Origin of the sequence: Psychrobacter immobilis, from assembly GCF_904846065.1 — a bacterium.
Classification (GTDB): domain Bacteria; phylum Pseudomonadota; class Gammaproteobacteria; order Pseudomonadales; family Moraxellaceae; genus Psychrobacter; species Psychrobacter immobilis_H.
Map to the genome: position 1 here is coordinate 2,941,194 of NZ_CAJGZV010000001.1, position 25,020 is coordinate 2,966,213.

The following is a 25,020-nucleotide window of genomic DNA, read 5'->3' on the forward strand; positions in this document are numbered from 1 at the left end:
TCCTTAGTCAGTATTATTATGCGATTTATATACATTCGATTTGTATGTATACAATATATACGTCAGTAATTTTAATATAAATAATGTATTTATTATCAATCTCTGATTAGTCTTAATATTACCAGTCTTAAATGGATTCACAACCGTTGACGCGTATGCTTTGTATTACAAAACGTAGTCACAGCCACACGTGTGCTCTTTACAGCAGATAGGCTACTGACTATTTTGAAATGAGGAAGGCAGGAATATTATTAGTGCAGAATACGAATCATTGGGAGTTATGATGGACTTCGTTCAATAGATTTTTTGCATGAAAGGTCAACTTCCAAAGTTCTTGCGAGACGCGAGTGCCATAGGTTGTGAGCTGTATCCAGTTTGCACCCACTAGCTGACGTTGTAGCTGGTTCAAATCATCTTGAGAAATTTGGCAGCGCGAGACGGCATGGACATTCGGCATCTCTTTTTTGATGTCTTGCTCAGCTTTTGACGCTATCAAGCGATTCACAGCATTTTGCAAGCCATAGCTCGAAAAGGTCGCTGGTATTTTCATCAAGGCGATCAATATCTCTTGCCATGTCAAGGTCAAGGGTCTGGTAACATCGGTCAGGTTGCCACCTGCATAAGCTTGAGCGCTATATTGAATATCAAAAGCTTCTAACAATACAATTGGCTTACTCACATCATCAGAGACGAATTCATCAGCAGGTGGGCTATTTTCCTTTAGCGTTTTGTCAGTAGACAATAGATCTGCAAACCGTTCCGCCACGGTTTGCTTGCTAAATTTAATCATTTCCTCATTAGCTCTCAGCCATCCACCAACGACCTGATGATTGGTCACTGCGTTATAGTAAGCTTGTACAAGTAATGGCTCAATATCCGTTTCTGTATCATAATAATATATCGTATTGTCCTGCCGAGTTACCGACTTAATAAATTCTTGCAGTTGACGACTGATACTCGCATCTGGATGATGATTTTTGATTAAGATGAGTAACGGTTTGAGCTTGGCTTTGGCATTCAAATAGCTCAAATGCATTTGGCTAACGCCATTCCTTTGCACGGTGCCATAACTGTCTCCAATGAGCATCAGTGCATAATCGCAGGAGTCGATACATTGTCGACCATATAGCGATGCTTTTGGCAATTGGCTCGACACATCATAGGTCAAGAAAGCCCGCGACTGAAAAAATATCGCCAAGCTGTCCAAGACCAACAATTGATCATTGTCAGCGCATATGATGTGAATATGATAGCGACGGTTTGGCACAATCACCTCTAAGCTTAGGTCATGACATAGAATAATATGATATAAAATAGAGCACAAATATCTTGTGTTGCACAGCCTAGCATAATCTTATAAAAATAAGCTCAATTTATTTTTAATATATCAATATTATGGTTATGGGTTTGATATAAACACCTTTAGCTGCGCCTATTCAGAATAGTATTGCAAGATGGCGTCTTTACCAAGCAAACGCGCTATTAAAGTACCCAGTTTATCATCGAACTTAGTCGCATAAAAAATCAATGGCGGTCGAATGACAACTTTTGTTTTGTTAGTTGTTTCTAAGCAATGATCATCTGATATATTGTCAACCAATGCAGACAGCTGGTTTGCAGCCAATAGCTGCTTAACTCGCTCAGCAATGGCTTGTCCAGAATCAACGACCTGCATCGCCAATTGCTGCTGAGCAATCTCATCTAACAAAAACGTTTTGAAAAATGGATAGTGCGTACAGCCTAGTACCAATTGATCAACGCCATCATGAGCAAATAATGTGAGCTGCTGGCGTAATCTTAAAGCAGTATCGTCCTGCTCTGGCATTCCCGCCTCTACCCAAGGTACCAATTGCGGATCAAAATATTTGGTCACTACCGTATTGTTGGGTTTAGCAAAGTGATCGATGACCTCATTAAGCAATGTGCCATTCAAGGTAGCTTTAGTCGCTAAAACGACCACGCGACCAGTTTTGCTCGCCGATATGGCGGGCTTTAGCGCCGGGACTAATCCGACGATAGGCAGCTGCGGATAACGCCGTCTGGCTGTTTCCAAAGCATAAGCTGAGGCGCTATTACAAGCAATAACAATGAGCTTGCAGCCCTGCTCATACAACCAATCAACGGCTGTTAAAGTCAACGCTTCAATATCGGCGCTATCACGATTACCATAAGGCACATTTAAGGTGTCTGCATAATAGACATAACGCTCAGCAGGCAACTGCTGTGCCAAATGTAGATAAACTGACAGTCCACCGACACCAGAGTCAAACAATCCGATTGGCGCATTGCGCTTTTTATTATTTATAACTGTGCCAATATTCGTTTTATGAATGTCAGCTTTAGCATTAGTTGCACTCTCGACATGCTCAACATGTTTACCATCAAAGCTATCTGAGCGCATTTTCACCCTATTTAAGCTATTACTTGCAGTAATATCCATCACTACTCTACTGCCATTTTTATATACATATTGTCATCTTTATGCTGTTTGCTGTTTGGCATACTACAGTAATTATCTGGTGATTTATCGCTATAGTCGGTTCAATATAATTTGGATACAAGGAGGGCAAGCGAAAGTACTACAAATAGTAGACTAAGCGAGTCTGACTCCGTATCTGATTTATATAGGATTGACTATATCTAAGCAGTAAATCATTTGACGGATACATAGCTTTAAGTCCTTACGTTAACTGGCTGGCATCGACAGCTCATAGGATTTTCCGCCACTTTGTAATGTCAGTATCGTCTCACCATTTTGCTCTGTCAATTCGCCAATTTCGGTCAAGTGATAGAAAGTATTACGCCCAATAAGTGCGTCCAAACCATTTCTAACGGGCATATAAGGACGTACCTGCATATCCATTGCTGCCTGCTGATCAATCGTATCATTGTCTGTAGGATTATACGCCTTTAATGTGATGGTGTGCTCATCATCTAAACGCACCACATCGCCAGTCGTCGTGGTAAATTCTAGCCAACGGTTATTGCCTTCGTTGACGATACCGACGTCATTGACTAATAAAGGGGCGTCTTCAACTTGGATACGGATTTTCTGTACTGGCGTCTTCAAAAAATATTCAATGATGCCATTATTGTCTTCTTTCCATAAAATAGTCGCAAATAAGCTCACCAATGACTCTCTGGTCATTTGCCCGCCTTCATGCCACCACTCGCCATTTGCCTTTATGACCAGATCCATATCGGCCACATCTTTTGGGTGCCATTTATCCAATGGTGGGATGGCCCGTCCTTCACGTTTGCCTACGGTAGACTTTAGATACTGACTGAGCGAATCCATATTACTTAGCTCAGATGGCACGTCTTTTGGCGGTTTAGCTGCCGATTCATCGTTTTGAATTATGTCTTCATTATTGTTATTCATCTTATAATCCTTTACTTAGCATTCAAAGTTTGGCAAATCTATTATTACTATAAATTTTAGTTTCGGGTATGATGAAAACATATCATCTTAGCACCCTCATTAGTTCAATCTTACCTTAACATCGATACTCATAAATGCGTATCGTGTTTGTAGGACTTTTCTTTTATAATGAGTAACGATTTTTTATTGAAATGGTCAAGTGGGTGTTGTGTTAATGACACATTTTACGTGATGTGTTGATATCCTTAAATACCTGGATCTCAACAGTAACATGGTCAATTGATGTCGCAAAAACAGTTTTTATCGGGCAGCCATATGTCTGAGTAATGTTAGCGCCGCAAGTCTATTATTCAATTGTTAAGCTAATGATGCCCTGAGATAAGCCACTAAAAGTTTAGGAGTAGGTATGCAAGAGCAAGACAATCAAAAGCCAGTCATTGATAGTGACACTGTGAATACTGACCCATCAGTAGCGACAGAGACGGCAAATCTAGATAAAGCAGAGTCAGCCGTTGTGACCCAAGAAGTGCCAGCTGAAACAGTCGCTATCGACAAAGCGCCAGAGCCAGTAGTAGAAGCTGTCGCGGCAGAGCCTGAGATTGAACGTGAGTCCATGGAATTTGACGTTATCATCGTTGGTGGTGGACCTGCTGGGCTATCTGCTGCTATCCGCCTGCGTCAGCTCGCTATCGCTGCTGGTAATGATGAGTTTATGGTTTGTGTGGTCGAAAAAGGTTCTGAGTTTGGTGCGCATACTTTATCAGGTGCTGTCATCGAACCACGCGCTTTGAACGAGCTGATACCAGATTGGAAAGAAAAAGGCGCGCCGCTTAATGTGCCAGCGACCGAAGATCGCTTTTATTATCTAAACTCAGCCACACGCTCTACTAAAGTACCTGACTCGTTGATTCCAGGACCGATGCACAACAATGGCAACTATATTGTCTCATTGGGCAATGTGGTGCGCTGGTTGGCGGTACAAGCTGAAGAGCTTGAAGTCATGATGTTCCCAGGATTCCCTGCAGATGATATTTTATATAACGACGACGGTTCTGTACGCGGTGTCTTGACGGGCGATATGGGTGTGGCTGCCAATGGCGAAGCCAAGCCTAGCTTTGAGCCAGGTTATGAGTTACTTGCTAAATACACTATTTTTGCCGAAGGCAGCCGTGGTCATTTAGGTAAGCGCTTAATCAGCCGTTTTGATCTTGATAAAGACTCAGATCCTCAGCATTATGGTATCGGTCTAAAAGAGCTGTGGGACGTAGCCCCTGAGAAACACGAGCAAGGCGTGGTCATGCACGGTCTTGGCTGGCCATTGACCGAAACAGGCTCTACTGGTGGCTGGTGGTTATACTTCGATGAAAACAACCAAGTAAGCTTTGGTCTTGTCGCTGACTTGTCTTACCACAACCCATATATGTCGCCATTCGATGAGATGCAGCGCCTAAAGACCCATCCTGTCATCAAAAACGTATTGGAAGGCGGCAAGCGTATCTCTTATGGCGCACGTGCTTTGACCAAAGGTGGCTTAAACTCTCTACCGAAATTCACTTTCCCAGGTGGTGTATTGGTCGGTGATGATGCTGGATTCTTGAACCCTGCTAAAATCAAAGGCACACACACATCGATGAAGTCAGGCATGCTAGCCGCCGAAGCCATCTTTGAGGCACTACAGGCCGATCGTCAGCATGATGAAGTGATTGCTTATACCACCATGTATAAAGAGTCATGGTTGTATCAAGACAACTATGAGTCACGCAACTTTTCGCCTGCAATACATCGCATGGGTCTGTTTATGGGCGGTGCTTTTACCTTTATCGAGCACAACTTATTAAAAGGTAAAATGCCGCTTACCTTACATGACAGCCTGCCAGATTATGATCAGTTAGAGCGTGCCAATCATGCTTTTCAGCCAACCTATCTCAAGCCTGATGGCAAACTGGTATTTGACAAGCTGTCATCGGTATTTATCTCTAATACTAATCATGCAGAAGACCAGCCGGTACATTTGAAACTGACTGATCCAACGGTACCTGTTTCAATTAACTTACCGCTATATGCTGAGCCTGCTCGTTTATACTGCCCAGCTGGTGTATATGAAATAGTAAAAGATGCGGAAGGAGCTAAGTTTGTGATCAATGCGCAAAACTGTGTGCATTGTAAAACTTGTGATATCAAAGATCCTTCACAGAATATCACTTGGGTAACGCCAGAAGGTGGCGGTGGCCCTAACTACCCTAATATGTAAATATAAACAATATTAGAATTAATCGCTGATACTAAAAACCGCCCTTATGAATTCATAAGGGCGGTTTTTTTAACTTCGAAACATGAAACAAGTGTATCTTTAATCAGGTGAGATTAATCTGTCCATGCATCACGATTGGCTTCGTTTTTCAGCTTCACAAAGTCATCAGGATTAAACTTGATTTGATCGCCAGTTTTACCTTCTTTAATCTGACGCTCGTAATCACGCAATATGCGCAGCGCTACGGGTGACAAGATTAAAATAGCCACTAGGTTAACAAGTGCCATTAGACCCATTGATAAGTCAGCGAAGTTCCATATGGCAGGAAGACTCGCAATAGCACCCACAAATACCATGCCAAGTACCATAAAGCGGAATATCATGATCATGACTTTGGCATTTTTGGCACCAGAGATGAATTCAAGATTTGACTCACCATAGCTATAATTGGCAATGATAGAGGTGAAAGAGAAGAAGAAAATAGCAATCGCAACGAAGATAACACCCATATCACCCACATACTGTGAGAGTGCCAACTGAGTCAGCTGAATACCTTCTTGCTCAACACTAGGATCGACCACACCGGACAAAATAATAATCGACGCCGTTGCCGTACAAATGACAAGCGTATCCATAAACACACCCAGCATTTGCATAAATCCTTGCACCGCTGGATGATCGGGATGACTCTTCGCCGTTGCCGCTGCATTAGGCGCTGAACCCATACCCGCTTCGTTTGAAAACAGACCACGCTTGATACCGTTAATCATTGCCTGAGCAATACCATAACCAATCACCCCGCCTGCTGCTTGCTCAAAACCAAATGCTGATTTAACAATTAACACAATCGCCGCTGGGAATTGACTAAAATTCGTCACGATAATGAACAAGGCCAATAAGATATAGAGAATCGCCATAACGGGTACGATTTTACCCGCAATACGAGCAACCGAGCGCAAACCACCGAATACCACTGGCGCAACTAATACGACCAATACCAAACCTGTCATCCACGTTGGAACACCAAATGCTTCATTGGTCGCTTGTGCGATGGTATTTGACTGCACGCCATTAAAGGCTAAACCGAACGCTACTAATAAGCATAATGAGAAAAATATCGCTAGCCAGCGCTGACCGAGACCTTTTTCGATATAATAAGCCGGTCCACCGCGGTAAACATTGTCATTGTGCGGCACTTTATAGGCTTGTGCTAATGTTGATTCGATAAAACTGGTCGACATACCGACGATCGCAGTCATCCACATCCAAAACACGGCACCCGGACCGCCAAGGTAAATCGCGATTGCAACCCCTGCCAAGTTACCCGTACCGACCCGCGCTGCCAATGAGGTCATCAGCGCCTCAAATGAGCTGATACCGCCATCTTTACGCCCTTGATTGGACACGCGCAATAGCTGCCACATATGCCCAAAGTGGCGAAACTGAATAAAACGTGTGGCAATGGTAAAATACAAACCTGCACCAATCAGTACGAACATCAGTAATCCATACCAAGGGTTACTTGCAATCAACCAATCATTGTTGCCCCAAATAATACTGACACCATAATTGACGATGCTATTAAACCAACCTGCTATCCCTTCACCCATACTGCTATCCTCTCACTTACATTTTATACTGCTAGTATATTTTATGGATTGATGTGATTAATGATATTTAAAAATGCTTACTAATCCCTCTGCCTACTCATGAAACAGTAAATACCTGATCAATATACTGGCAAAGTAAATCACTAACATCCTGTCGCTACATTTTAACTGACTAAAGATTATTTAACTATTTCAAACCTCTATTATAAAATTAAATAATTACGAACTTTTGCAAAGTATTTAGATAAAGATCAAAAAAATATTTTTTATATGAAATATTGAAGAAAACTTTTGAGACTAGGTACAACAGATAGATTTTAAAACGTATTCATATAAACATCATTCCAAAAAAAATAGTCACTGTCATAATATTTATTGAGCAAAGTATGGGCTATATTTATAGAATGGATGACTTTTATTGCTAATAATGCTCTAATACCTCTATAAAACTAAATCCTTAATATAAATAGGGTTTTAGCACAGCTCCTGAGCAACGGCCGTTTTTTTAGCTGGTCTCTCTAACATAAGTTGACCATGGTTTCCATAAAGCAAACATTTAGTTACATAAAGTAAATAAAATTTATTTATTGTTAATTAAGTCAATATTGTATATATTCCCAATAAGTTCATAAATATTTCTTGCAATACTTATTGGCATGAATAACAAGTTGAAATATTAAGACAATATCATCAGGGATGATGAGCATAATAAGACAGAGGACTGTCAATCAATAACGACCCTCCTCCATAAATCCTCATCTCTATATACTATAAATCCAGTCATTCTATAGCCCATAAGTCTTGTTAGATGTTTAGGTTATAGTCGACCCACAGCCATATTTTACAATGTAAATTTTTAGCAAAATCGAACCACAGAAAAGTATTTTTCGTAGTGCTTTGATTAATAGAAATCTGCTTTTTTTTCGATAATATTGGGTTACTTACTACTGGTTGGTCATTCTGCTTTATCAGCCTATAAACTGATTTTAGGATTCGTTTATAGACAACGTATCGAACTGTCTTCCATCATGTGATACATGCTAAAGCAAAATAACTTGTCAGGCTCAAATCAGTAATCTTGTTTTTATGTTAGGCAAAAGGAGTTGTCCTATGGAAAACCACAACGATCCATCCGGTTATTGGCGTGCCAATGTCCGTCTCATTTTAGGTAGCCTATTTATTTGGGCGCTATGCTCATACGGGTTTGGGATTTTGTTACGTCCTCTCTTAGCAGGTATTAAAATCGGTGGTACCGACTTGGGCTTTTGGTTTGCTCAGCAAGGATCCATTGGGGTATTTATCGTTTTAATTTTCTTCTACGCTTGGCGTATGAATAAGTTAGATAAACAATACGGCGTAGACGAGGAATAGCCCCATGAGTCAATTTACGATTAATATTATTTTTGTAGGTCTATCTTTCGCTCTATACTTCGGTATTGCAATTTGGGCACGTGCTGGCACAACGAGTGAATTCTACGTAGCAGGCGGCGGGGTTCACCCTGTCGTCAACGGTATGGCAACGGCTGCTGACTGGATGAGTGCTGCGTCATTTATTTCGATGGCAGGTATTCTTGCCGCTGGCGGTTATGGCGCATCAACTTATTTGATGGGTTGGACAGGTGGTTATGTACTACTGGCAATGCTCCTAGCGCCTTATTTACGTAAATTTGGTAAGTTTACGGTACCTGACTTCATCGGTGACCGTTTTTATTCAAAAACGGCAGCAATGATTGCCGTAGTTTGTTTGATTATCGCGTCGACCACATACGTTATCGGTCAGATGACGGGTGCTGGTGTTGCCTTCTCACGCTTCTTGGAAGTTGAAAACACTACTGGTCTACTGATTGCTGCGGTTGTTGTCTTCTTCTATGCTGTACTTGGTGGTATGAAAGGAATTACTTATACGCAGGTAGCGCAGTATGTGGTTCTAATGATTGCATATACCATTCCTGCTGTTTTCATCTCACTTGAGTTAACAGGCAATCCAATTCCAGGTTTGGGCTTGTTTTCAAACCATGTGGAAGCAGGCGTTCCTATCTTGACCAAGCTAGATCAGGTGGTTACTGATTTGGGTTTCACGGCTTATACCGCTGACGTTCCTAACAAACTAAACATGGTGCTATTTACCTTATCACTCATGATCGGTACAGCAGGTCTACCACACGTTATCATCCGCTTCTTCACCGTACCTAAAGTCGCTGATGCGCGTTGGACAGCTGGTTGGACATTGGTATTTATCTCGCTACTATACTTCACTGCTCCTGCCGTAGGTGCAATGGCACGTTTAAACCTGATTGATACGATTTATCCACAAGGGGTAGCAGAAGCACCTATAAACTATGATCAACGTCCAGACTGGATGAAGACATGGGAAGATACCGGTCTTATTAAATATAATGATCTTAATAATGATGGTCGTATCCAAATGTACAACGACAGTGGTCTTGGTGCCGCTGAGCTTGCCTTGAGTGCTGCACAAGCGGATGGTGGCGATGTAGCCGCTGCCACTGCAGCCGTAGAGACTGCACGTGTCGCACAGGATTTAGAACTTGATGGACGCTTCACCGCAGCAGGCTGGAAGGGTAATGAGCTGGATGTCAATGCCGATATCTTAGTATTAGCTAACCCAGAAATTGCGAATCTTCCACCATGGGTTATTGGTCTTATTGCCGCAGGTGGTTTGGCAGCAGCGCTCTCAACAGCAGCAGGCCTACTACTCGCTATTTCGTCAGCGATCAGTCATGACTTGATTAAACGAAACCTTAATCCAAACATTACTGATAAAGGCGAATTGAGAGTTGCGCGTATTACGATGGGTGTTGCGATTGTAGTTGCTACTTGGTTAGGAATAAATCCACCAGGGTTTGCCGCACAGGTAGTCGCATTAGCATTCGGTATCGCTGGTGCATCGCTCTTCCCTGCACTGATGATGGGTATTTTCTCTAAACGGATCAATAATGTTGGTGCCATCGCTGGTATGCTAACAGGTCTGATTAGTATCCTTGTTTATATCTTTGTCTTTAAAGGTTGGTTCTTCATTAGCGGTACAGCGAACTTCCCTGATACGGCAGAGTATTGGTTGTTTGGTATCTCACCACTATCATTTGGTGCGATTGGGGCATTGCTTAACTTTATCGTAGCGTTTGCTGTCTCTTATGCTACTGCTCCGCCACCATTACACATTCAAGAGTTGGTTGAAAGTGTCCGCTCTCCACGTGGCGCAGGCGGTGCAGTCGACCACTAAGTATATAAATGAGAATATATCTTCAGTTACTATATATCACTCACAGGCAGTAGCTGCTTGTGAGTGATTTTTTATCTCTTACTTATTATAAAAAATGTTAGATTTTTGCTTTATTGAATATACTTTATTAACTATGCTTAGGGCGTGTTCTCAATTAAATCGATTACCCTCTAAATGGGCTAAAAATGGCTAAATTTTGCCAAACATCGTCAATAGCTTATCAATATCTCGATATTATTTGCGCTACTTTCCTTGTTTGACGGCAATTTATCTCATTTTTATTACCATTTTTAAAATGAGAACACGCCCTAGTTAAAAGCGCTCAATTAAAAGTGCTTAACGCATTAAGGAAGATTTTATGCTTTTTGAGTTTATCGCTACCATCGCTGCCGCATTTGGCATGGCTGGTCTGGCACTCATTATAACTCACCTCATTAAACTGGCTGGCAAACGCGCACCAAAGTGGCTTATTCCTTTGTTTGCTGCGATTGGTATGTTTGCCTTTCAAATACACCAAGAGTATAACTGGTATGGTCAGCAAGTGAGCAAGTTACCAGCAGGCGTGCAAGTCGTCAAAGTAGCAAAAAGCACCGAGTGGTTTCGCCCATGGTCTTATATCAAACCGCAAATATTACGTTTTATCGCTGCCGATACCGCCAACGCTAGCGTGCAGGTAGACAATCCAGATGTATATTTGGTTAATTTATATCTGTTTGAAAGACGCAGAAGCGTGCAGAAAGTACCACAAGTTATAGACTGTCGTATTCCTGCGCGTGCCGATTATGTCATACCCGAAAAAGACAGTAAGCTAACGATTGATGAACATGTCAAGCAAACAACAGCATGGCGAGAGTTGGCAACAGATGACCCGTTGTTCATTAGTATTTGTACTGGTAAAAGCTAACCTCCTCATAAATATGCAAATACAACCCTGCTAAAATAGCTGATTATTAAGGGATTTAAGACGGCTTATATTATAATCGTGTATTCATTTGCGCTGAGAAGTTGCCGTATAAGTATGCTTAGAATTAGCGCCTAACAGCAATCCAGCGCATAGACCACCGAAGTGCGCCGCAAACGAGATACCTTGTTGCGGCATCAATCCTTGCTTAATAGTCAACCAATAGCCAGTACCCATGATAATACAAGCAATCAAATAACCCCAACGCCGCGCAAATACAGCACCGCCTATCATATAGCCGAGCATCGCGAAGCATAGCCCTGATGCGCCAACATGAATTGACAATGGCGAGCCAATAATCCAAGTGACCAATCCAGATGCGATAATGAGCTTAATCACTGTTCGATAAGCATTCTTCTCAAACAATCCAAACAAAAATAAAATTTGTAACAACGTCAAAGTGTTACCAAGCAAATGTGAAAAATTGCCATGCATCGTCCATGATGCAAATACTCCAATCATGCTGCCCACATCTAAGGCACGAGGCACAATCCCAAATATATTCCACATGCCAAATAATGCCACTTCATTTAAAAAAAACATGCCCCACATCGGTATTAATACAAAAGCATATAAGCCTATAACCTGCTTTATTCGTATCATAATCAAGCTAAGCAGTTGCTGCCAATTCATATAATGCCCTATTCTTTTAATCCATCTTTTTAGCGATATTTTAATGACTCAGCGTAGTAGTGGAGCATGTTACAGGTGTAAAATCTAACAATGCAGCCTCTTTGTCAGTCATCAAATCACTGTCACTATGTAATAACGACGTCGAGTGATAAGGCACTAAAGCGGTGGGCACAAAACGACGAGCGGCATCGATATGTTTGATAGAATCATCAAAAAAGATATGAGGTGCAAACGTTCTAAGTACAGCTGTTTTTTCTAAACCTCCTAAGAAAAACGCCATATCAACATTGACGCCCCACTCTCGCAATGTCTTAATCGCACGCAGATCAGCGGGTGCGTTGCGAGCTGTCACCAATGCAATCTTTATGGGAGAATACTTGAGACCAGCGGGTAGACGTTCCTGTAAATTTGATAGTTTAATCAACAATTCAGCATAAGGGCCTTTTTCAATGGGTAAATCACGCATCTGTATTTCGCGATCGTGAAAAGCACGCAGTCCTTTTTGCTTGTACAGCAGTTCACCTGAATCATCAAACAGCACCGCATCACCATCAAAAGCAATACGCAACTGATCGGTATCTAACTCATAGGTATTGACGGGGGTTGCATCGAGTATCGCACAAGCGCAGATATTGGCATCAGCCACTTGCTGGGCATCTTCGCGATTGGTCGTCAAAAATAGATCGACATTGAAGTCTTTAATATAAGGAGCCACAGGACTGCCTGAAATAAATGCCGAGCGTGAGATAGTCAGCTCATGTTCAAGAATTGCATTGAGGACTTGAATGCCCGTATCTGGACTACTCTTTGAAACAATGACCACTTCCACCAAAGGTGTCTCAACCTCTAAATCTTGCATGCCATCATTGCAATAATTATTCAGATTTAATAGAGCTTTAATTAATGGATAACCAGCACCAATACTGAGAGCATCGTTTTCACGCTTGGTCATATAGTCTCTAAACTCTTTTATGGCGCTTACAGGTCTCTGCTCTAGCAGCTCTAGCAAATAATTTTCTGATTCTGTTAAATCAAAAAGTGCCGTTGCAGAAATCGCGACGATGAGCGTATTACTAAAATCGACTGCCATGATTTTCTCTACTTATAAAGTTATCTATTCGGAAATGCCAACCAGTTTACTACATTCACAAGCCCTTAGAATGATAAGAAAAGTTATCCACGTATAATGTCATTTAATATAAAAACCACCTTTTAAGTAATCAAAATGACCGCTCAGAAAGTGTCTCATAATGTGACTTTATGTGAAATAATTTAACCATAGAGTTATCACGTCAACTTTTTCTTTTATCATAAAAAAGCCATATTGCTATAAAAACAATATGACTCTATTAATGAACAATACAAATGAACGACGAAGCTATGATTTTCTAAGCTTACTTTTATCAATAGCGCTTACGTTAGCAGCACTAAAGATATCGCTGGAAAGGCGACCAAAATAACCAGTCGAATCAGATCAGAGACAATGAACGGTGCGACCCCGCGGAACATATCAGACAGCTTAATATGCGGTGCCATTGCCTTAATCACAAAGATATTCATCCCCATCGGCGGCGTAATCAGTCCAAGCTCTACTGTCAATACAGCGATGATACCAAACCATACGGGATCAAACCCTAACGCCACAATGATTGGATATACCACTGGAATGGTAATAACCAGCATTGCCAAAGCATCCATGAACAACCCTAAGAGGAAGTACATGATTAAGATACAGATCAGTACAATCATCGGGCTAACTGCTAATGTACCAATCCAAGTCGCTAGCGTATAAGACAAGCGTGAGACGGAGATAAAGTAACCCAAGGCTTCTGCACCCAGCAGCATAAAGAACACCACCGCTGATAATGCAAGCGTTTCAATCAAAGATTGCTTTAGACCTTTTATACGCATGCCTTTGGCAAAAGCATAAGCCCAAGAAACAAAAGCACCGACTGCCGCTCCTTCTGTCGGAGTAAATAACCCAAAGAAAATACCAGCGATAATCACAATAAAAATAAAGCTAAATGGTATGAGTCCCGTCAACGACAGCAGCTTGGCTTTCCAAGAAGTAGGCTCACCGCGACGCGCTAAATGCGGCTTCCAGCGTACCATAATCATAACAGTGATTGAATACATCACCATGCCCAAAATCCCAGGCAAGAAACCAGCGATGAACATGTCACCGACTGACTGCTGGGTTAAGATGGCATAGACCAGTAGCGCAATGCTAGGCGGAATCATAATACCTAACGTGCCACCCGCTGCTAAAATACCACAGGCAAAACCTGGTTGATAACCATACTTCTCCATTTGTGGCAGCGCAACCTTGGTCATAGTGGATGCTGTGGCTAAGGATGAGCCTGAGATAGAAGCAAAAATACCAGACGATCCTATGCCAGCGATACCCAAACTGCCCCTCACTCCCCCAAAAATAGTTCGGGTAGCTTCAAACAATTTCCCTGCCATCCCTGAATGGGTAGCAAAGACTCCCATTAAAATAAATAAGGGAATCGCACTAAAGTCATATTTGGCTAACACATCTACCGGAATATCTTTAAGCATTTGTAATGCACCACTGGGTGCCGTCACTGCGCCAAAACCAACCAATCCAACACCTAACATGGCAAGCGCCACTGGTACTCGTAGGACAACAAACAAGATCATGACAACTAGGCCAATCGCACCGATAATTTCTGGACTCATGCGCCTGTCTCCTCAGCGTCAAAGAACTCGCCCGTTTTAAAGATATTGATGGATTCGATTAATGAGCGAATGGCGAGTAAGAGACTTAAAAATGCACTAAATGCATAGATGGGCATCATTGACAATCTAAGATCTTGAGTGACTTTGCCGTACTCTATGGCATCAACTGCACTCTCATAAAGCCCCCAAGCAAAAACGATACCAATGATAAAAAAGCCCATCATAAAGACGCCCATCATATAACCTTTAACGGCTTGCGGCATTTTTTGGGTAAAGACATCAACGATGATTTGTGAGCGTTCGACGAAAGCGCCAAAGGCAGCAAGTAAAGCAAAGAGCATGAAGTAAGAGACGATCTCTACACTGCCTTTAACGGTAAAGCCAAACTCACCACCAGTCAGCTTGAAAATATAGCGAGCAGTCACATCGAGCATCGTTGTGAGAACAATAATAATAAGACTGATACCACCAATAAACTGGCATAATCTAGAGATTAGAATACTGAATTTTACTAAAAATGCCATGTGACACCTCCAATGGGTTATACCACTTTACAAGCAGCACTGGCAGCTTTTGCTTTCTCATAGACACTATCAGCATCTAAACCCAAAGCATTGACATCACTTAGATATTTTTGCGTTCCTTTTTCGAGCGGTCCTTTCCAATCTGGATCATTTAGTGGATCAGGGATTTCAACGATCTCATCGCCTTTAGCTTTAGCAGCTTGAATGGCCATTTGATCATGCTTATCAAACACTTCACCAACTTTATTCGCCAATGCCATTCCTGAGTTTTTATCTAATACTTGCTTTAAATCATCAGGTAAGGCGTTATATTTATCCTTATTCATAGTGACCATCAGCGCCGAACTATAAAAAGGAATGTTGGTGTGATATTTGGTGATTTCGTCAATTTTGAACGCTGTTACGGCCTCCCAAGGAAAACTCAACCCATCGACGACGCCGCGCTGTAGCGAGGTATACATATCATTAGCAGGCAATCCTACTGGTGATGCCCCAGCACTTTCGAGAATATCACCCGCGACCGCAGAAGGGCGGCGGATGCGCATGCCTTTCATGTCTTCAGGAGTTCGAATCAACTTATCCGTAGTATGCAGTGAGCCAGGCCCAGCGCCATACATAAATAGCAGATGTGAGTCTTCATACTCACTAGCAAGCGTGCCATCCTCATAAAGAGTCTGAAGCATACAACCCATTTGAGTCGCTGAGTTTGATAAACCAGGAAGTTCAGTGATTTGAGTTAAAGGAAAACGACCACTGGTATAACCATGTGCTTGTGAGCCAATATCTATCGTACCTTTAGCAGCAGATTCGTAGGTAACATCTGCTTTGGCAAGACCCGCGGAAGGATACAACTCTACTTTTAAGCGACCATTAGAATCTGTCTCTATTTGCTTTGCCCAAGGCTCAAAAACCTCTGTGCTAATAGAAGAGGTTGCTGGCCAAAAGTGGGAGAAGCGTAAAACGGTCGTTTCTTGAGAGTTTGCTGATGAGCCATCAGTCGTGTTAGCAGATTGGTTAGAGCAGCCTAAAAGACTAACAGCCGCTAAGGCACCAATTGAAAAAAGAGGAGCTAGCTTCATTATCAATTCCTTTTGATAATTATGAAAATAGGAGTAATACATCACTGGTAAATAATCCAATCTATACCAGATGTAATAATTTACAAGTTTTAAATATATCTTTTACATACCTGTAATAAAAATCTATTTTAAAATTAGCAGCTATAATGATATAAGTCAAATCATTTTGATGGCAGGGCTGGAAAATATATTCATAAAATTGCATAGTATTTAAACAAAAAAAACTCGTCAATTCAAATAGAAAACGCATTTATAGAGTGTGAATTCTAAAAGTAAGTTAGATTAAGTATAATTTTAGGGGCTGTCCTAGATAACTAGTTCAGTTCCTGTTTAACCCATTGTTTTAGCTGATGTAATTGACGTTTTGGATCACTGTGGTTAAAACGCCACTCGCATTCCTTTAAAAACAGATGGAAATGCTCTTTTGAGATGCCATTATATTTACGCATATGTCGCTTGGCTTGGCTCCAAAAGTTCTCTATTCCGTTGATATGGTTTCTGTCTTGTGCAAACTCTTTTGAATGATTGATACGGTAATGGGTGAACTCACTGACATCAAGTACGTTGTAACTTCTAAAGGAGTCAGTATAAACAATACTATCAGGCTTTACTTTCTCCCTTATGATAGGAATAATTAAGGTATCGGCTCTGGCATCAGGGATAATACATGCGTAGACGCTACCATTACGCTTAAGCAGTCCAAACACAGGAACTTTGTTACCAGCACCGCGACCACGTTTGCCTTTGCGCCTGCCGCCAAAGTAGCTCTCATCAACTTCTATTTCGCCTTCTAGAAGGCCGGGCTCCTGACTATTTTCATAAATCAATAGTCTTAGCCTGTGAAAGTAATAGCTGGGTGTTGTTTTATTAACACCCACTAAGCTTGCTGCTGTTCTTGCGGTAGAATCGGCAACAAATAGTTCGATAAGCTTAGTTTGTTTGTACCAACTTAATCTACTCTTTCTCATATGACTATCCTAGATTATTTTACTTATCTAGGACAGCCCCTAATTTTATACTATTTTCCAACCCACAGACAAAGAAAACCCCCTCCGCTTTCGCGGAAGGGGTTTTACTTTAGAATAGAGAGCTGACGATGACCTACTCTCACATGGACGAATCCACACTACCATTGGCGCAATGATGTTTCACTTCTGAGTTCGGGAAGGGATCAGGTGGTGCCATCATGCTATTGTCGTCAGCAAAGGGGGTTAGATATGAGTCTGTTATTTTTATTGTTGACTATAAGTGTTTAGTTTATGGTCGATCAACTTGTAACCTAACTGAATCAAGGTTAAAGGTGATATCGAAATATTCTCTCGTTTCTATAAGCTTTCGCTTATACAAGATAGATTAATTAGAGCTTTCATACAAACCACTTGGGTGTTGTATGGTCAAGCCAAACGAGCAATTAGTACAGGTTAGCTACATGCATCGCTGCACTTCCACACCCTGCCTATCAACGTCGTAGTCTTCAACGGCTCTTTAGGGAAATCTAATCTTGAGGTGGGCTTCCCGCTTAGATGCTTTCAGCGGTTATCCCATCCGAACGTAGCTACCGGGCAATGCCACTGGCGTGACAACCCGAACACCAGAGGTTCGTCCACTCTGGTCCTCTCGTACTAGGAGCAGATCCTCTCAAATTTCCAACGCCCACGGTAGATAGGGACCGAACTGTCTCACGACGTTCTAAACCCAGCTCGCGTACCTCTTTAAATGGCGAACAGCCATACCCTTAGGACCTGCTTCAGCCCTAGGATGAGATGAGCCGACATCGAGGTGCCAAACACCGCCGTCGATATGAACTCTTGGGCGGTATCAGCCTGTTATCCCCAGAGTACCTTTTATCCGTTGAGCGATGGCCCTTCCATACAGAACCACCGGATCACTAAGACCTACTTTCGTACCTGCTCGACTTGTGGGTCTCGCAGTTAAGCGCGCTTTTGCCTTTATACTCTACGACCGATTTCCGACCGGTCTGAGCGCACCTTCGTACTCCTCCGTTACTCTTTAGGAGGAGACCGCCCCAGTCAAACTACCCACCATACATTGTCCTCGGTATTGTTATACCTGAGTTAGAACCCCAACATGACCAGGGTGGTATTTCAAGATTGGCTCCACCGAGACTAGCGTCTCGGCTTCAAAGCCTCCCACCTATCCTGCACAAGTCAGGTCAAAGTTCAATGTAAAGCTGTAGTAAAGGTTCACGGGGTCTTTCCGTCTAGCCGCGGGTACACAGCATCTTCACTGCGATTTCGATTTCACTGAGTCTCTGCTGGAGACAGCGCTGCCATCATTATGTCATTCGTGCAGGTCGGAACTTACCCGACAAGGAATTTCGCTACCTTAGGACCGTTATAGTTACGGCCGCCGTTTACTGGGGCTTCGATCAAGAGCTTCGCTTACGCTAACCCCATCAATTAACCTTCCAGCACCGGGCAGACATCACACCCTATACGTCCACTTTCGTGTTTGCAGAGTGCTGTGTTTTTAATAAACAGTTGCAGCAGCCTGGTATCTGCGACTGCCAACAGCTCAAGGAGCGTGTCCTATCACCATCAGCAGCGTACCTTCTCCCGAAGTTACGGTACCATTTTGCCTAGTTCCTTCAGCAGAGTTCTCTCAAGCGCCTTGGTATTCTCTACCTGATCACCTGTGTCGGTTTAGGGTACGATTCGTTTATAACTATTGCTTAGAAGCTTTTCCTGGAAGCATGGTATTTGCCACTTCACTGTACAAGTACAGCTTGCTATCAGATCTCAGCCATGTAGTAGCCCGGATTTACCTAAGCCACAAGCCTACATCCTTTCACCTGGACAACCAACGCCAGGCTGACATAACCTTCTCCGTCCCTCCATCGCATTATAAACAAGTATCGGAATATTAACCGATTTCCCATCGACTACGCCTTTCGGCCTCGCCTTAGGGGTCGACTCACCCAGCCCCGATTAACGTTGGACTGGAACCCTTGATCTTCCGGCGTGCGAGCTTTTCACTCGCATTATCGTTACTCACGTCAGCATTCGCTCTTGTGATACCTCCAGCATGCCTTACGACACACCTTCACAGGCTTACACAACGCTCCCCTACCACTTGAAAACAAATTCAAATCCGCAGCTTCGGCTCCTAGTTTGAGCCCCGTTACATCTTCCGCGCGGGCCGACTCGACTAGTGAGCTATTACGCTTTCTTTAAAGGATGGCTGCTTCTAAGCCAACCTCCTAGCTGTCTATGCCTTCCCACCTCGTTTCCCACTTAACTAGGAATTTGGGGCCTTAGCTGGCGGTCTGGGTTGTTTCCCTCTCCACAATGGACGTTAGCACCCACTGTGTGTCTCCCGGATATCACTCATCGGTATTCGGAGTTTGCATCGGTTTGGTAAGTCGGTATGACCCCCTAGCCGAAACAGTGCTCTACCCCCAATGGTGTTCGTCCGAGGCGCTACCTAAATAGCTTTCGGGGAGAACCAGCTATCACCGAGTTTGATTAGCCTTTCACCCCTATCCACAAGTCATCCCCTGGCTTTTCAACGACAGTGGGTTCGGTCCTCCGGTGCCTGTTACGGCACTTTCAACCTGCTCATGGATAGATCACTCGGTTTCGGGTCTATACCCTGCAACTAAACGCCCTATTAAGACTCGGTTTCCCTACGGCTCCCCTAAACGGTTAACCTTGCTACAGAATATAAGTCGCTGACCCATTATACAAAAGGTACGCGGTCACCCTAATAAATTAAGGCTCCCACTGCTTGTACGCACACGGTTTCAGGTTCTATTTCACTCCCCTCACAGGGGTTCTTTTCGCCTTTCCCTCACGGTACTGGTTCACTATCGGTCAGTCAGGAGTATTTAGCCTTGGAGGATGGTCCCCCCATCTTCAAACAGGATTTCTCGTGCCCCGCTCTACTTAATATGTTAACGCTAATGTTTCGAATACAGGACTATCACCTACTACGGTCAGCTTTCCCACGCTGTTCTTCTACATTAGCATTAATCGGCTTCTCCCCGTTCGCTCGCCGCTACTAGGGGAATCTCATTTGATGTCTATTCCTAAGGGTACTGAGATGTTTCACTTCCCCTCGTTCGCTTCTTGTACAAGTACAAGATACCTACCTTATGGTAGGTGGGTTTCCCCATTCAGAAATCTCCGGATCACAGGATATTGCCGCCTCCCCGAAGCTTATCGCAGGCTGTCACGTCTTTCATCGCCTCTGACTGCCAAGGCATCCACCATGTGCGCTTCATTACTTGACCATACAACCCCAAGTAGTCTTTCGACTGCTAAGTGTTATAAAGTCTAATTATGATAACGATATCACCTATGTTTATACGCTTGATTCAGTTCTCTTATTACTTTTTTAATCACTCACCCCTGGGATAACAACTGATGTCGTTAAGAGGTGAGTGATTAAGGTTAGGAACAACGCGTGAACACGTGTTCCTAACCCAGACTCATATCTATGTTTTTAAATAGTCTCTATGCTCTCGTCGAGTCACAGATTCTGTATAAAACAGAAAGAAGTAATCGTGTCTTTATTCAAAGATAAATCACTTGTTTCTATTTATACTATTAGCACTTAAAGCTTATTCGTCTATAGTGGTGGAGCCAAACGGAGTCGAACCGTTGACCTCCTGCGTGCAAGGCAGGCGCTCTACCAACTGAGCTATGGCCCCATTATAAAATGGTGGGTCTAAGTGGACTTGAACCACTGACCCCCGCGTTATCAACACGGTGCTCTAACCAGCTGAGCTACAGACCCAATTACGCTTGTTAAAACGTAAGCTTAAACTAAAGAACAACTTGTTGTGAATTCTTGCTGACCGAATGCCATCTATAAGGAGGTGATCCAGCCGCAGGTTCCCCTACGGCTACCTTGTTACGACTTCACCCCAGTCATCAACCACACCGTGGTGAACGCTCCCCCGAAGGTTAAGCTATCCACTTCTGGTGCAATCAACTCCCATGGTGTGACGGGCGGTGTGTACAAGGCCCGGGAACGTATTCACCGCGGCATTCTGATCCGCGATTACTAGCGATTCCTACTTCATGGAGTCGAGTTGCAGACTCCAATCTGGACTACGATAGGCTTTTTGAGATTCGCATCACATCGCTGTGTAGCTGCCCTCTGTACCTACCATTGTAGCACGTGTGTAGCCCTGGTCGTAAGGGCCATGATGACTTGACGTCGTCCCCGCCTTCCTCCAGTTTGTCACTGGCAGTATCCTTAGAGTTCCCGGCTTAACCCGCTGGTAACTAAGGACAAGGGTTGCGCTCGTTGCGGGACTTAACCCAACATCTCACGACACGAGCTGACGACAGCCATGCAGCACCTGTATTCTAATTCCCGAAGGCACTCCCGCATCTCTGCAGGATTCTAGATATGTCAAGACCAGGTAAGGTTCTTCGCGTTGCATCGAATTAAACCACATGCTCCACCGCTTGTGCGGGCCCCCGTCAATTCATTTGAGTTTTAACCTTGCGGCCGTACTCCCCAGGCGGTCTACTTATTGCGTTAGCTGCGTCACTAAGTCCTCAAGGGACCCAACGACTAGTAGACATCGTTTACGGCGTGGACTACCAGGGTATCTAATCCTGTTTGCTACCCACGCTTTCGAGCCTCAGTGTCAGTATTATGCCAGAAGGCTGCCTTCGCCATCGGTATTCCTCCAGATCTCTACGCATTTCACCGCTACACCTGGAATTCTACCTTCCTCTCACATACTCTAGCTCTACAGTTTCAGATGCAGTTCCCAGGTTAAGCCCGGGGATTTCACATCTGACTTATAGAGCCACCTACGCTCCCTTTACGCCCAGTAATTCCGATTAACGCTTGCACCCTCTGTATTACCGCGGCTGCTGGCACAGAGTTAGCCGGTGCTTATTCTGCAGCTAATGTCATCGTCCATGGGTATTAACCATGGAGTCTTCTTCACTGCTTAAAGTGCTTTACAACCAAAAGGCCTTCTTCACACACGCGGCATGGCTGGATCAGGGTTTCCCCCATTGTCCAATATTCCCCACTGCTGCCTCCCGTAGGAGTCCGGGCCGTGTCTCAGTCCCGGTGTGGCTGATCATCCTCTCAGACCAGCTACAGATCGTCGCCATGGTAGGCCTTTACCCCACCATCTAGCTAATCCGACTTAGGCTCATCTAATAGCGAGAGCAGTAAACTGCCCCCTTTCTCCCGTAGGTCGTATGCGGTATTAATACGAGTTTCCCCGTGCTATCCCCCACTACTAGGTAGATTCCTAAGTATTACTCACCCGTCCGCCGCTCGTCAGCGAGAAGCAAGCTTCTCCTGTTACCGCTCGACTTGCATGTGTTAAGCCTGCCGCCAGCGTTCAATCTGAGCCATGATCAAACTCTTCAGTTTAATCTTGCTATGAAGCTCTTTAAAGAAGCTTCTAAACTTGGCTCATCTAATCTGGCAAAATCGCTAAAAATTATGTTCGTAATGAATTAACTTTGAGTTTTTCTGCTGTCTTAAATGATAATTTTTATAGTTAATAATCTTTCCGAAAAGAAAAGATAGTCAACTTTATTTTTTAGCATTCTGAATCAGCAAAAATCCACACAAGTTGTTCTTTAGTTATGCTTTTAAATAGTGCTCAATCACTGTCGTCCAGTAACTGATATATAGGGTAACTCTCTTGCTGTTTAGTCTCAAACCCTTGCGGGTTAAGCTATCTAGCGAGCCGACTATCTTATCATAATGATTTGATTTGTCAAGCTTTTTTATGTTTTGCTCTAATCAAGTGAATTGGGTTATTTATATGTGTCTTACATATAAAGCTTCCAGCTCGTCTTGATGAGGGCGTATTATAGAGGGTTTGAATCTTTAGTCAAGAGATAATTCACCTTAATTTGAATAAACTTGGTGGTTAGACTAAATTGGCAGAATGGCGACGCTACTTTTTCTTTAATCGGGCGGCAGTGTATGGGGTTTTGAGCAAGGATAGCTTTTTTCCCTTAAAACTGCTTGCCTCTTTTCTATAAATGGCAACTTTACAGTTTGCCTATCTTTTTGAAGAATTCTTTATAAGCAGCGACTTTTTTATTTAAGGCTAAAGGATAGGCACGTGAGGTTGAAGGCAACCTATATAAGGTAAGATTATTTACATCCACTTTTCGATTGTGATCGTTTTGCCATTGGTAAGGATAATCCATACTTTGATTGGTCTTAGGATACTTGGATTTAGCAGGTGGCTCGGCTAATAAACCAAGCAGCACTTCTGTTGCTTTACCGCCCGTGGTAAATAAGGTTTCAACCTTTGGCACTTGTGGCAATATACTATCTAGGTCAACGGGTGTGACGACGGTTAAGTTCTTATCTGAGGCATTGCCCGTTTCACGAATAGCCTGATTGACCGTTGGACAAGAAGCAATTCCGCGCTCGAACATAAAGGCGCGAATACGCTCAGGATCAAAGCGCTTCTCATCCCCTACTCTAAAATAATCCACGTCATCAAAAAAAACACTACCATAGATACGCCACATGTCATTGTAAAAGTTTGGATAGTGAAATGGCATTGCCCATTTATCAGCGGTCGGTGGAAAAGTGCCCATCATCATTACCGTAGCATTAGGTGGTAAAACGGGAGCAAACGGATGTGTTTCTACTTCTGCTGCTTGGGCTTCAGATAATATCAAGCTATTATCGGTTTGATGCGTATTATTATGGGTGTGATATGGTTGTGTAGTCATAAGATTCTTCATCAGAAAAGCGGTTTTTTTGCTATCATAGCAAGCCTAAACACTGCTTCATTTATTAGGGCGCTATTATAGTCAAACATAGTCGGCTTAAATAAAACCAACCCTGCCATAAATATATTTGGCTTACTTTATTATCAAAGCAGTAAGCTTACTATTGATGGGCTAAATATAGGGTTGAAGTGCAGTAAGTGTTTGTATCTTTTATACTAATGGCAACCGCAGTAACTGCGCAAGCATCGGACCAAAAAACCAAGAGAAACCTTATGAGCGACTTAAAAATCACCGTCATTGATCACCCGTTAGTCCGTCATAAACTCAGCCTTATGCGCGAAAAAGACTGTAGTACTTATAAGTTTCGCACGTTGACCAAAGAGCTTGCACGCTTGATGGCGTATGAAGCAAGCCGTGATTTTGAAATCGAAACCTTCCCAATGCAAGGCTGGTGTGGTGAAATCACAGGTGAACAAATCATCGGTAAGACTGCAACGATTGTACCGATTTTGCGTGCTGGCATTGGTATGCTTGACGGCGTGCTCGATTTGATTCCTACCGCAAAAATTTCTGTCGTCGGTTTACAGCGTGATGAAGAAACCTTACAACCGGTGCCGTTCTTTGAAAAGTTTGTCAGCCATATGGACAAACGTCCAGCCCTTATCATTGACCCAATGTTAGCCACTGGCGGCTCAATGGTCGCGACCATCGAAATGTTAAAGAAAAATGGCTGTACCAACATTAAAGCCTTGGTATTGGTTGCGGCCCCTGAAGGCGTACGTGTGGTCAATGAAGCGCATCCTGATGTGACCATTTATACCGCCGCATTAGATAGCCATTTAGATGAACATGGCTATATCATCCCAGGTTTAGGCGATGCGGGCGATAAAATCTTTGGTAAGCAATTATTCAACAAGTAAGAAAAAGCAA

16 protein-coding genes, 2 tRNA genes and 3 rRNA genes are annotated in these 25,020 nt (G+C 43.1%); 5 read left to right on the forward strand and 16 right to left on the reverse strand.

Annotated features, from left to right (window positions below; genetic code table 11):
• Positions 1-268: 268 nt before the first annotated feature.
• The 3 genes from JMW64_RS12230 to JMW64_RS12240 form a co-directional block, all read right to left on the reverse strand.
• The gene (locus tag JMW64_RS12230) at positions 269-1,267 is read right to left on the reverse strand and encodes a DUF4062 domain-containing protein (RefSeq protein ID WP_227694213.1); all 999 of its coding nucleotides are present in this window, start codon (positions 1,265-1,267) and stop codon (positions 269-271) included.
• 165 nt (positions 1,268-1,432) lie between these two features.
• Positions 1,433-2,440: a glutamate racemase gene (gene murI, locus JMW64_RS12235; RefSeq protein WP_201554904.1), complete on the reverse strand. Its 1,008-nt coding sequence runs from the start codon at positions 2,438-2,440 to the stop codon at positions 1,433-1,435.
• A 246-nt stretch (positions 2,441-2,686) separates the two neighbouring features.
• The gene (locus tag JMW64_RS12240; RefSeq protein ID WP_201554905.1) at positions 2,687-3,382 is read right to left on the reverse strand and encodes a DUF1285 domain-containing protein; all 696 of its coding nucleotides are present in this window, start codon (positions 3,380-3,382) and stop codon (positions 2,687-2,689) included.
• 613 nt (positions 3,383-3,995) lie between these two features.
• Between JMW64_RS12240 and JMW64_RS12245 the strand changes: the two genes are divergently transcribed.
• Positions 3,996-5,633 carry an electron transfer flavoprotein-ubiquinone oxidoreductase gene (locus JMW64_RS12245; RefSeq protein WP_201555150.1) on the forward strand — a complete coding sequence of 546 codons (1,638 nt, stop codon included), beginning with the start codon at positions 3,996-3,998 and terminating at the stop codon, positions 5,631-5,633.
• 113 nt (positions 5,634-5,746) lie between these two features.
• On the opposite strand, the gene JMW64_RS12250 is transcribed toward JMW64_RS12245, so the two are convergent.
• Positions 5,747-7,243, reverse strand: a complete 1,497-nt coding sequence (locus tag JMW64_RS12250; RefSeq protein ID WP_060491926.1) for an alanine/glycine:cation symporter family protein — start codon at positions 7,241-7,243, stop codon at positions 5,747-5,749.
• A gap of 1,110 nt (positions 7,244-8,353) precedes the next feature.
• Here JMW64_RS12250 and JMW64_RS12255 point away from each other — a divergent pair.
• The 3 genes from JMW64_RS12255 to JMW64_RS12265 all read left to right on the forward strand — a co-directional run bounded on the left by JMW64_RS12255 (position 8,354) and on the right by JMW64_RS12265 (position 11,391).
• A complete protein-coding gene (locus JMW64_RS12255; protein ID WP_045448034.1) occupies positions 8,354-8,614 on the forward strand; it encodes a DUF4212 domain-containing protein in 261 nt (86 codons plus the stop codon).
• Positions 8,615-8,618: 4 nt separating this feature from the next.
• The gene (locus JMW64_RS12260; protein ID WP_201540773.1) at positions 8,619-10,487 is read left to right on the forward strand and encodes a sodium:solute symporter family protein; all 1,869 of its coding nucleotides are present in this window, start codon (positions 8,619-8,621) and stop codon (positions 10,485-10,487) included.
• A gap of 358 nt (positions 10,488-10,845) precedes the next feature.
• Complete coding sequence (locus JMW64_RS12265) at positions 10,846-11,391, forward strand: hypothetical protein (protein WP_201554907.1); 546 nt, start codon at positions 10,846-10,848, stop codon at positions 11,389-11,391.
• An 84-nt stretch (positions 11,392-11,475) separates the two neighbouring features.
• On the opposite strand, the gene JMW64_RS12270 is transcribed toward JMW64_RS12265, so the two are convergent.
• The 12 genes from JMW64_RS12270 to JMW64_RS12325 all read right to left on the reverse strand — a co-directional run bounded on the left by JMW64_RS12270 (position 11,476) and on the right by JMW64_RS12325 (position 23,958).
• Positions 11,476-12,081, reverse strand: a complete 606-nt coding sequence (locus tag JMW64_RS12270; RefSeq protein ID WP_201554908.1) for a rhomboid family intramembrane serine protease — start codon at positions 12,079-12,081, stop codon at positions 11,476-11,478.
• Between the two features lie 40 nt (positions 12,082-12,121).
• Entirely contained in the window at positions 12,122-13,171 is a 1,050-nt protein-coding gene (locus tag JMW64_RS12275; RefSeq protein ID WP_201554909.1) for a 5'-nucleotidase, read from the reverse strand.
• 323 nt (positions 13,172-13,494) lie between these two features.
• A complete protein-coding gene (locus tag JMW64_RS12280; RefSeq protein ID WP_201554910.1) occupies positions 13,495-14,784 on the reverse strand; it encodes a TRAP transporter large permease in 1,290 nt (429 codons plus the stop codon).
• The gene (locus tag JMW64_RS12285; RefSeq protein WP_201554911.1) at positions 14,781-15,308 is read right to left on the reverse strand and encodes a TRAP transporter small permease; all 528 of its coding nucleotides are present in this window, start codon (positions 15,306-15,308) and stop codon (positions 14,781-14,783) included. Before JMW64_RS12285 ends, JMW64_RS12280 begins: the two co-directional genes overlap by 4 nt.
• 17 nt (positions 15,309-15,325) lie before the next feature.
• Positions 15,326-16,387: a TRAP transporter substrate-binding protein gene (locus tag JMW64_RS12290; RefSeq protein ID WP_201554912.1), complete on the reverse strand. Its 1,062-nt coding sequence runs from the start codon at positions 16,385-16,387 to the stop codon at positions 15,326-15,328.
• Between the two features lie 314 nt (positions 16,388-16,701).
• Entirely contained in the window at positions 16,702-17,355 is a 654-nt protein-coding gene (locus JMW64_RS12295) for an IS1595 family transposase (protein WP_201554913.1), read from the reverse strand.
• Positions 17,356-17,475: 120 nt separating this feature from the next.
• Positions 17,476-17,590, reverse strand: a 5S ribosomal RNA gene (rrf, locus tag JMW64_RS12300).
• Positions 17,591-17,777: 187 nt separating this feature from the next.
• A 23S ribosomal RNA gene (locus tag JMW64_RS12305) occupies positions 17,778-20,639 on the reverse strand.
• A gap of 344 nt (positions 20,640-20,983) precedes the next feature.
• Positions 20,984-21,059 (reverse strand) — tRNA-Ala (locus tag JMW64_RS12310).
• Positions 21,060-21,068: 9 nt separating this feature from the next.
• Positions 21,069-21,145: transfer RNA gene (locus JMW64_RS12315), tRNA-Ile, on the reverse strand.
• Positions 21,146-21,220: 75 nt separating this feature from the next.
• A 16S ribosomal RNA gene (locus tag JMW64_RS12320) occupies positions 21,221-22,759 on the reverse strand.
• Together the 16S, 23S and 5S rRNA genes with 2 tRNA genes alongside form the textbook arrangement of a ribosomal RNA operon.
• A 632-nt stretch (positions 22,760-23,391) precedes the next feature.
• Positions 23,392-23,958: a DNA glycosylase gene (locus tag JMW64_RS12325; protein ID WP_406947507.1), complete on the reverse strand. Its 567-nt coding sequence runs from the start codon at positions 23,956-23,958 to the stop codon at positions 23,392-23,394.
• 404 nt (positions 23,959-24,362) lie between these two features.
• Here JMW64_RS12325 and upp point away from each other — a divergent pair, with 404 nt between their 5' ends.
• Entirely contained in the window at positions 24,363-25,010 is a 648-nt protein-coding gene (gene upp / locus JMW64_RS12330; protein ID WP_045445969.1) for a uracil phosphoribosyltransferase, read from the forward strand.
• Positions 25,011-25,020 lie beyond the last annotated feature (10 nt).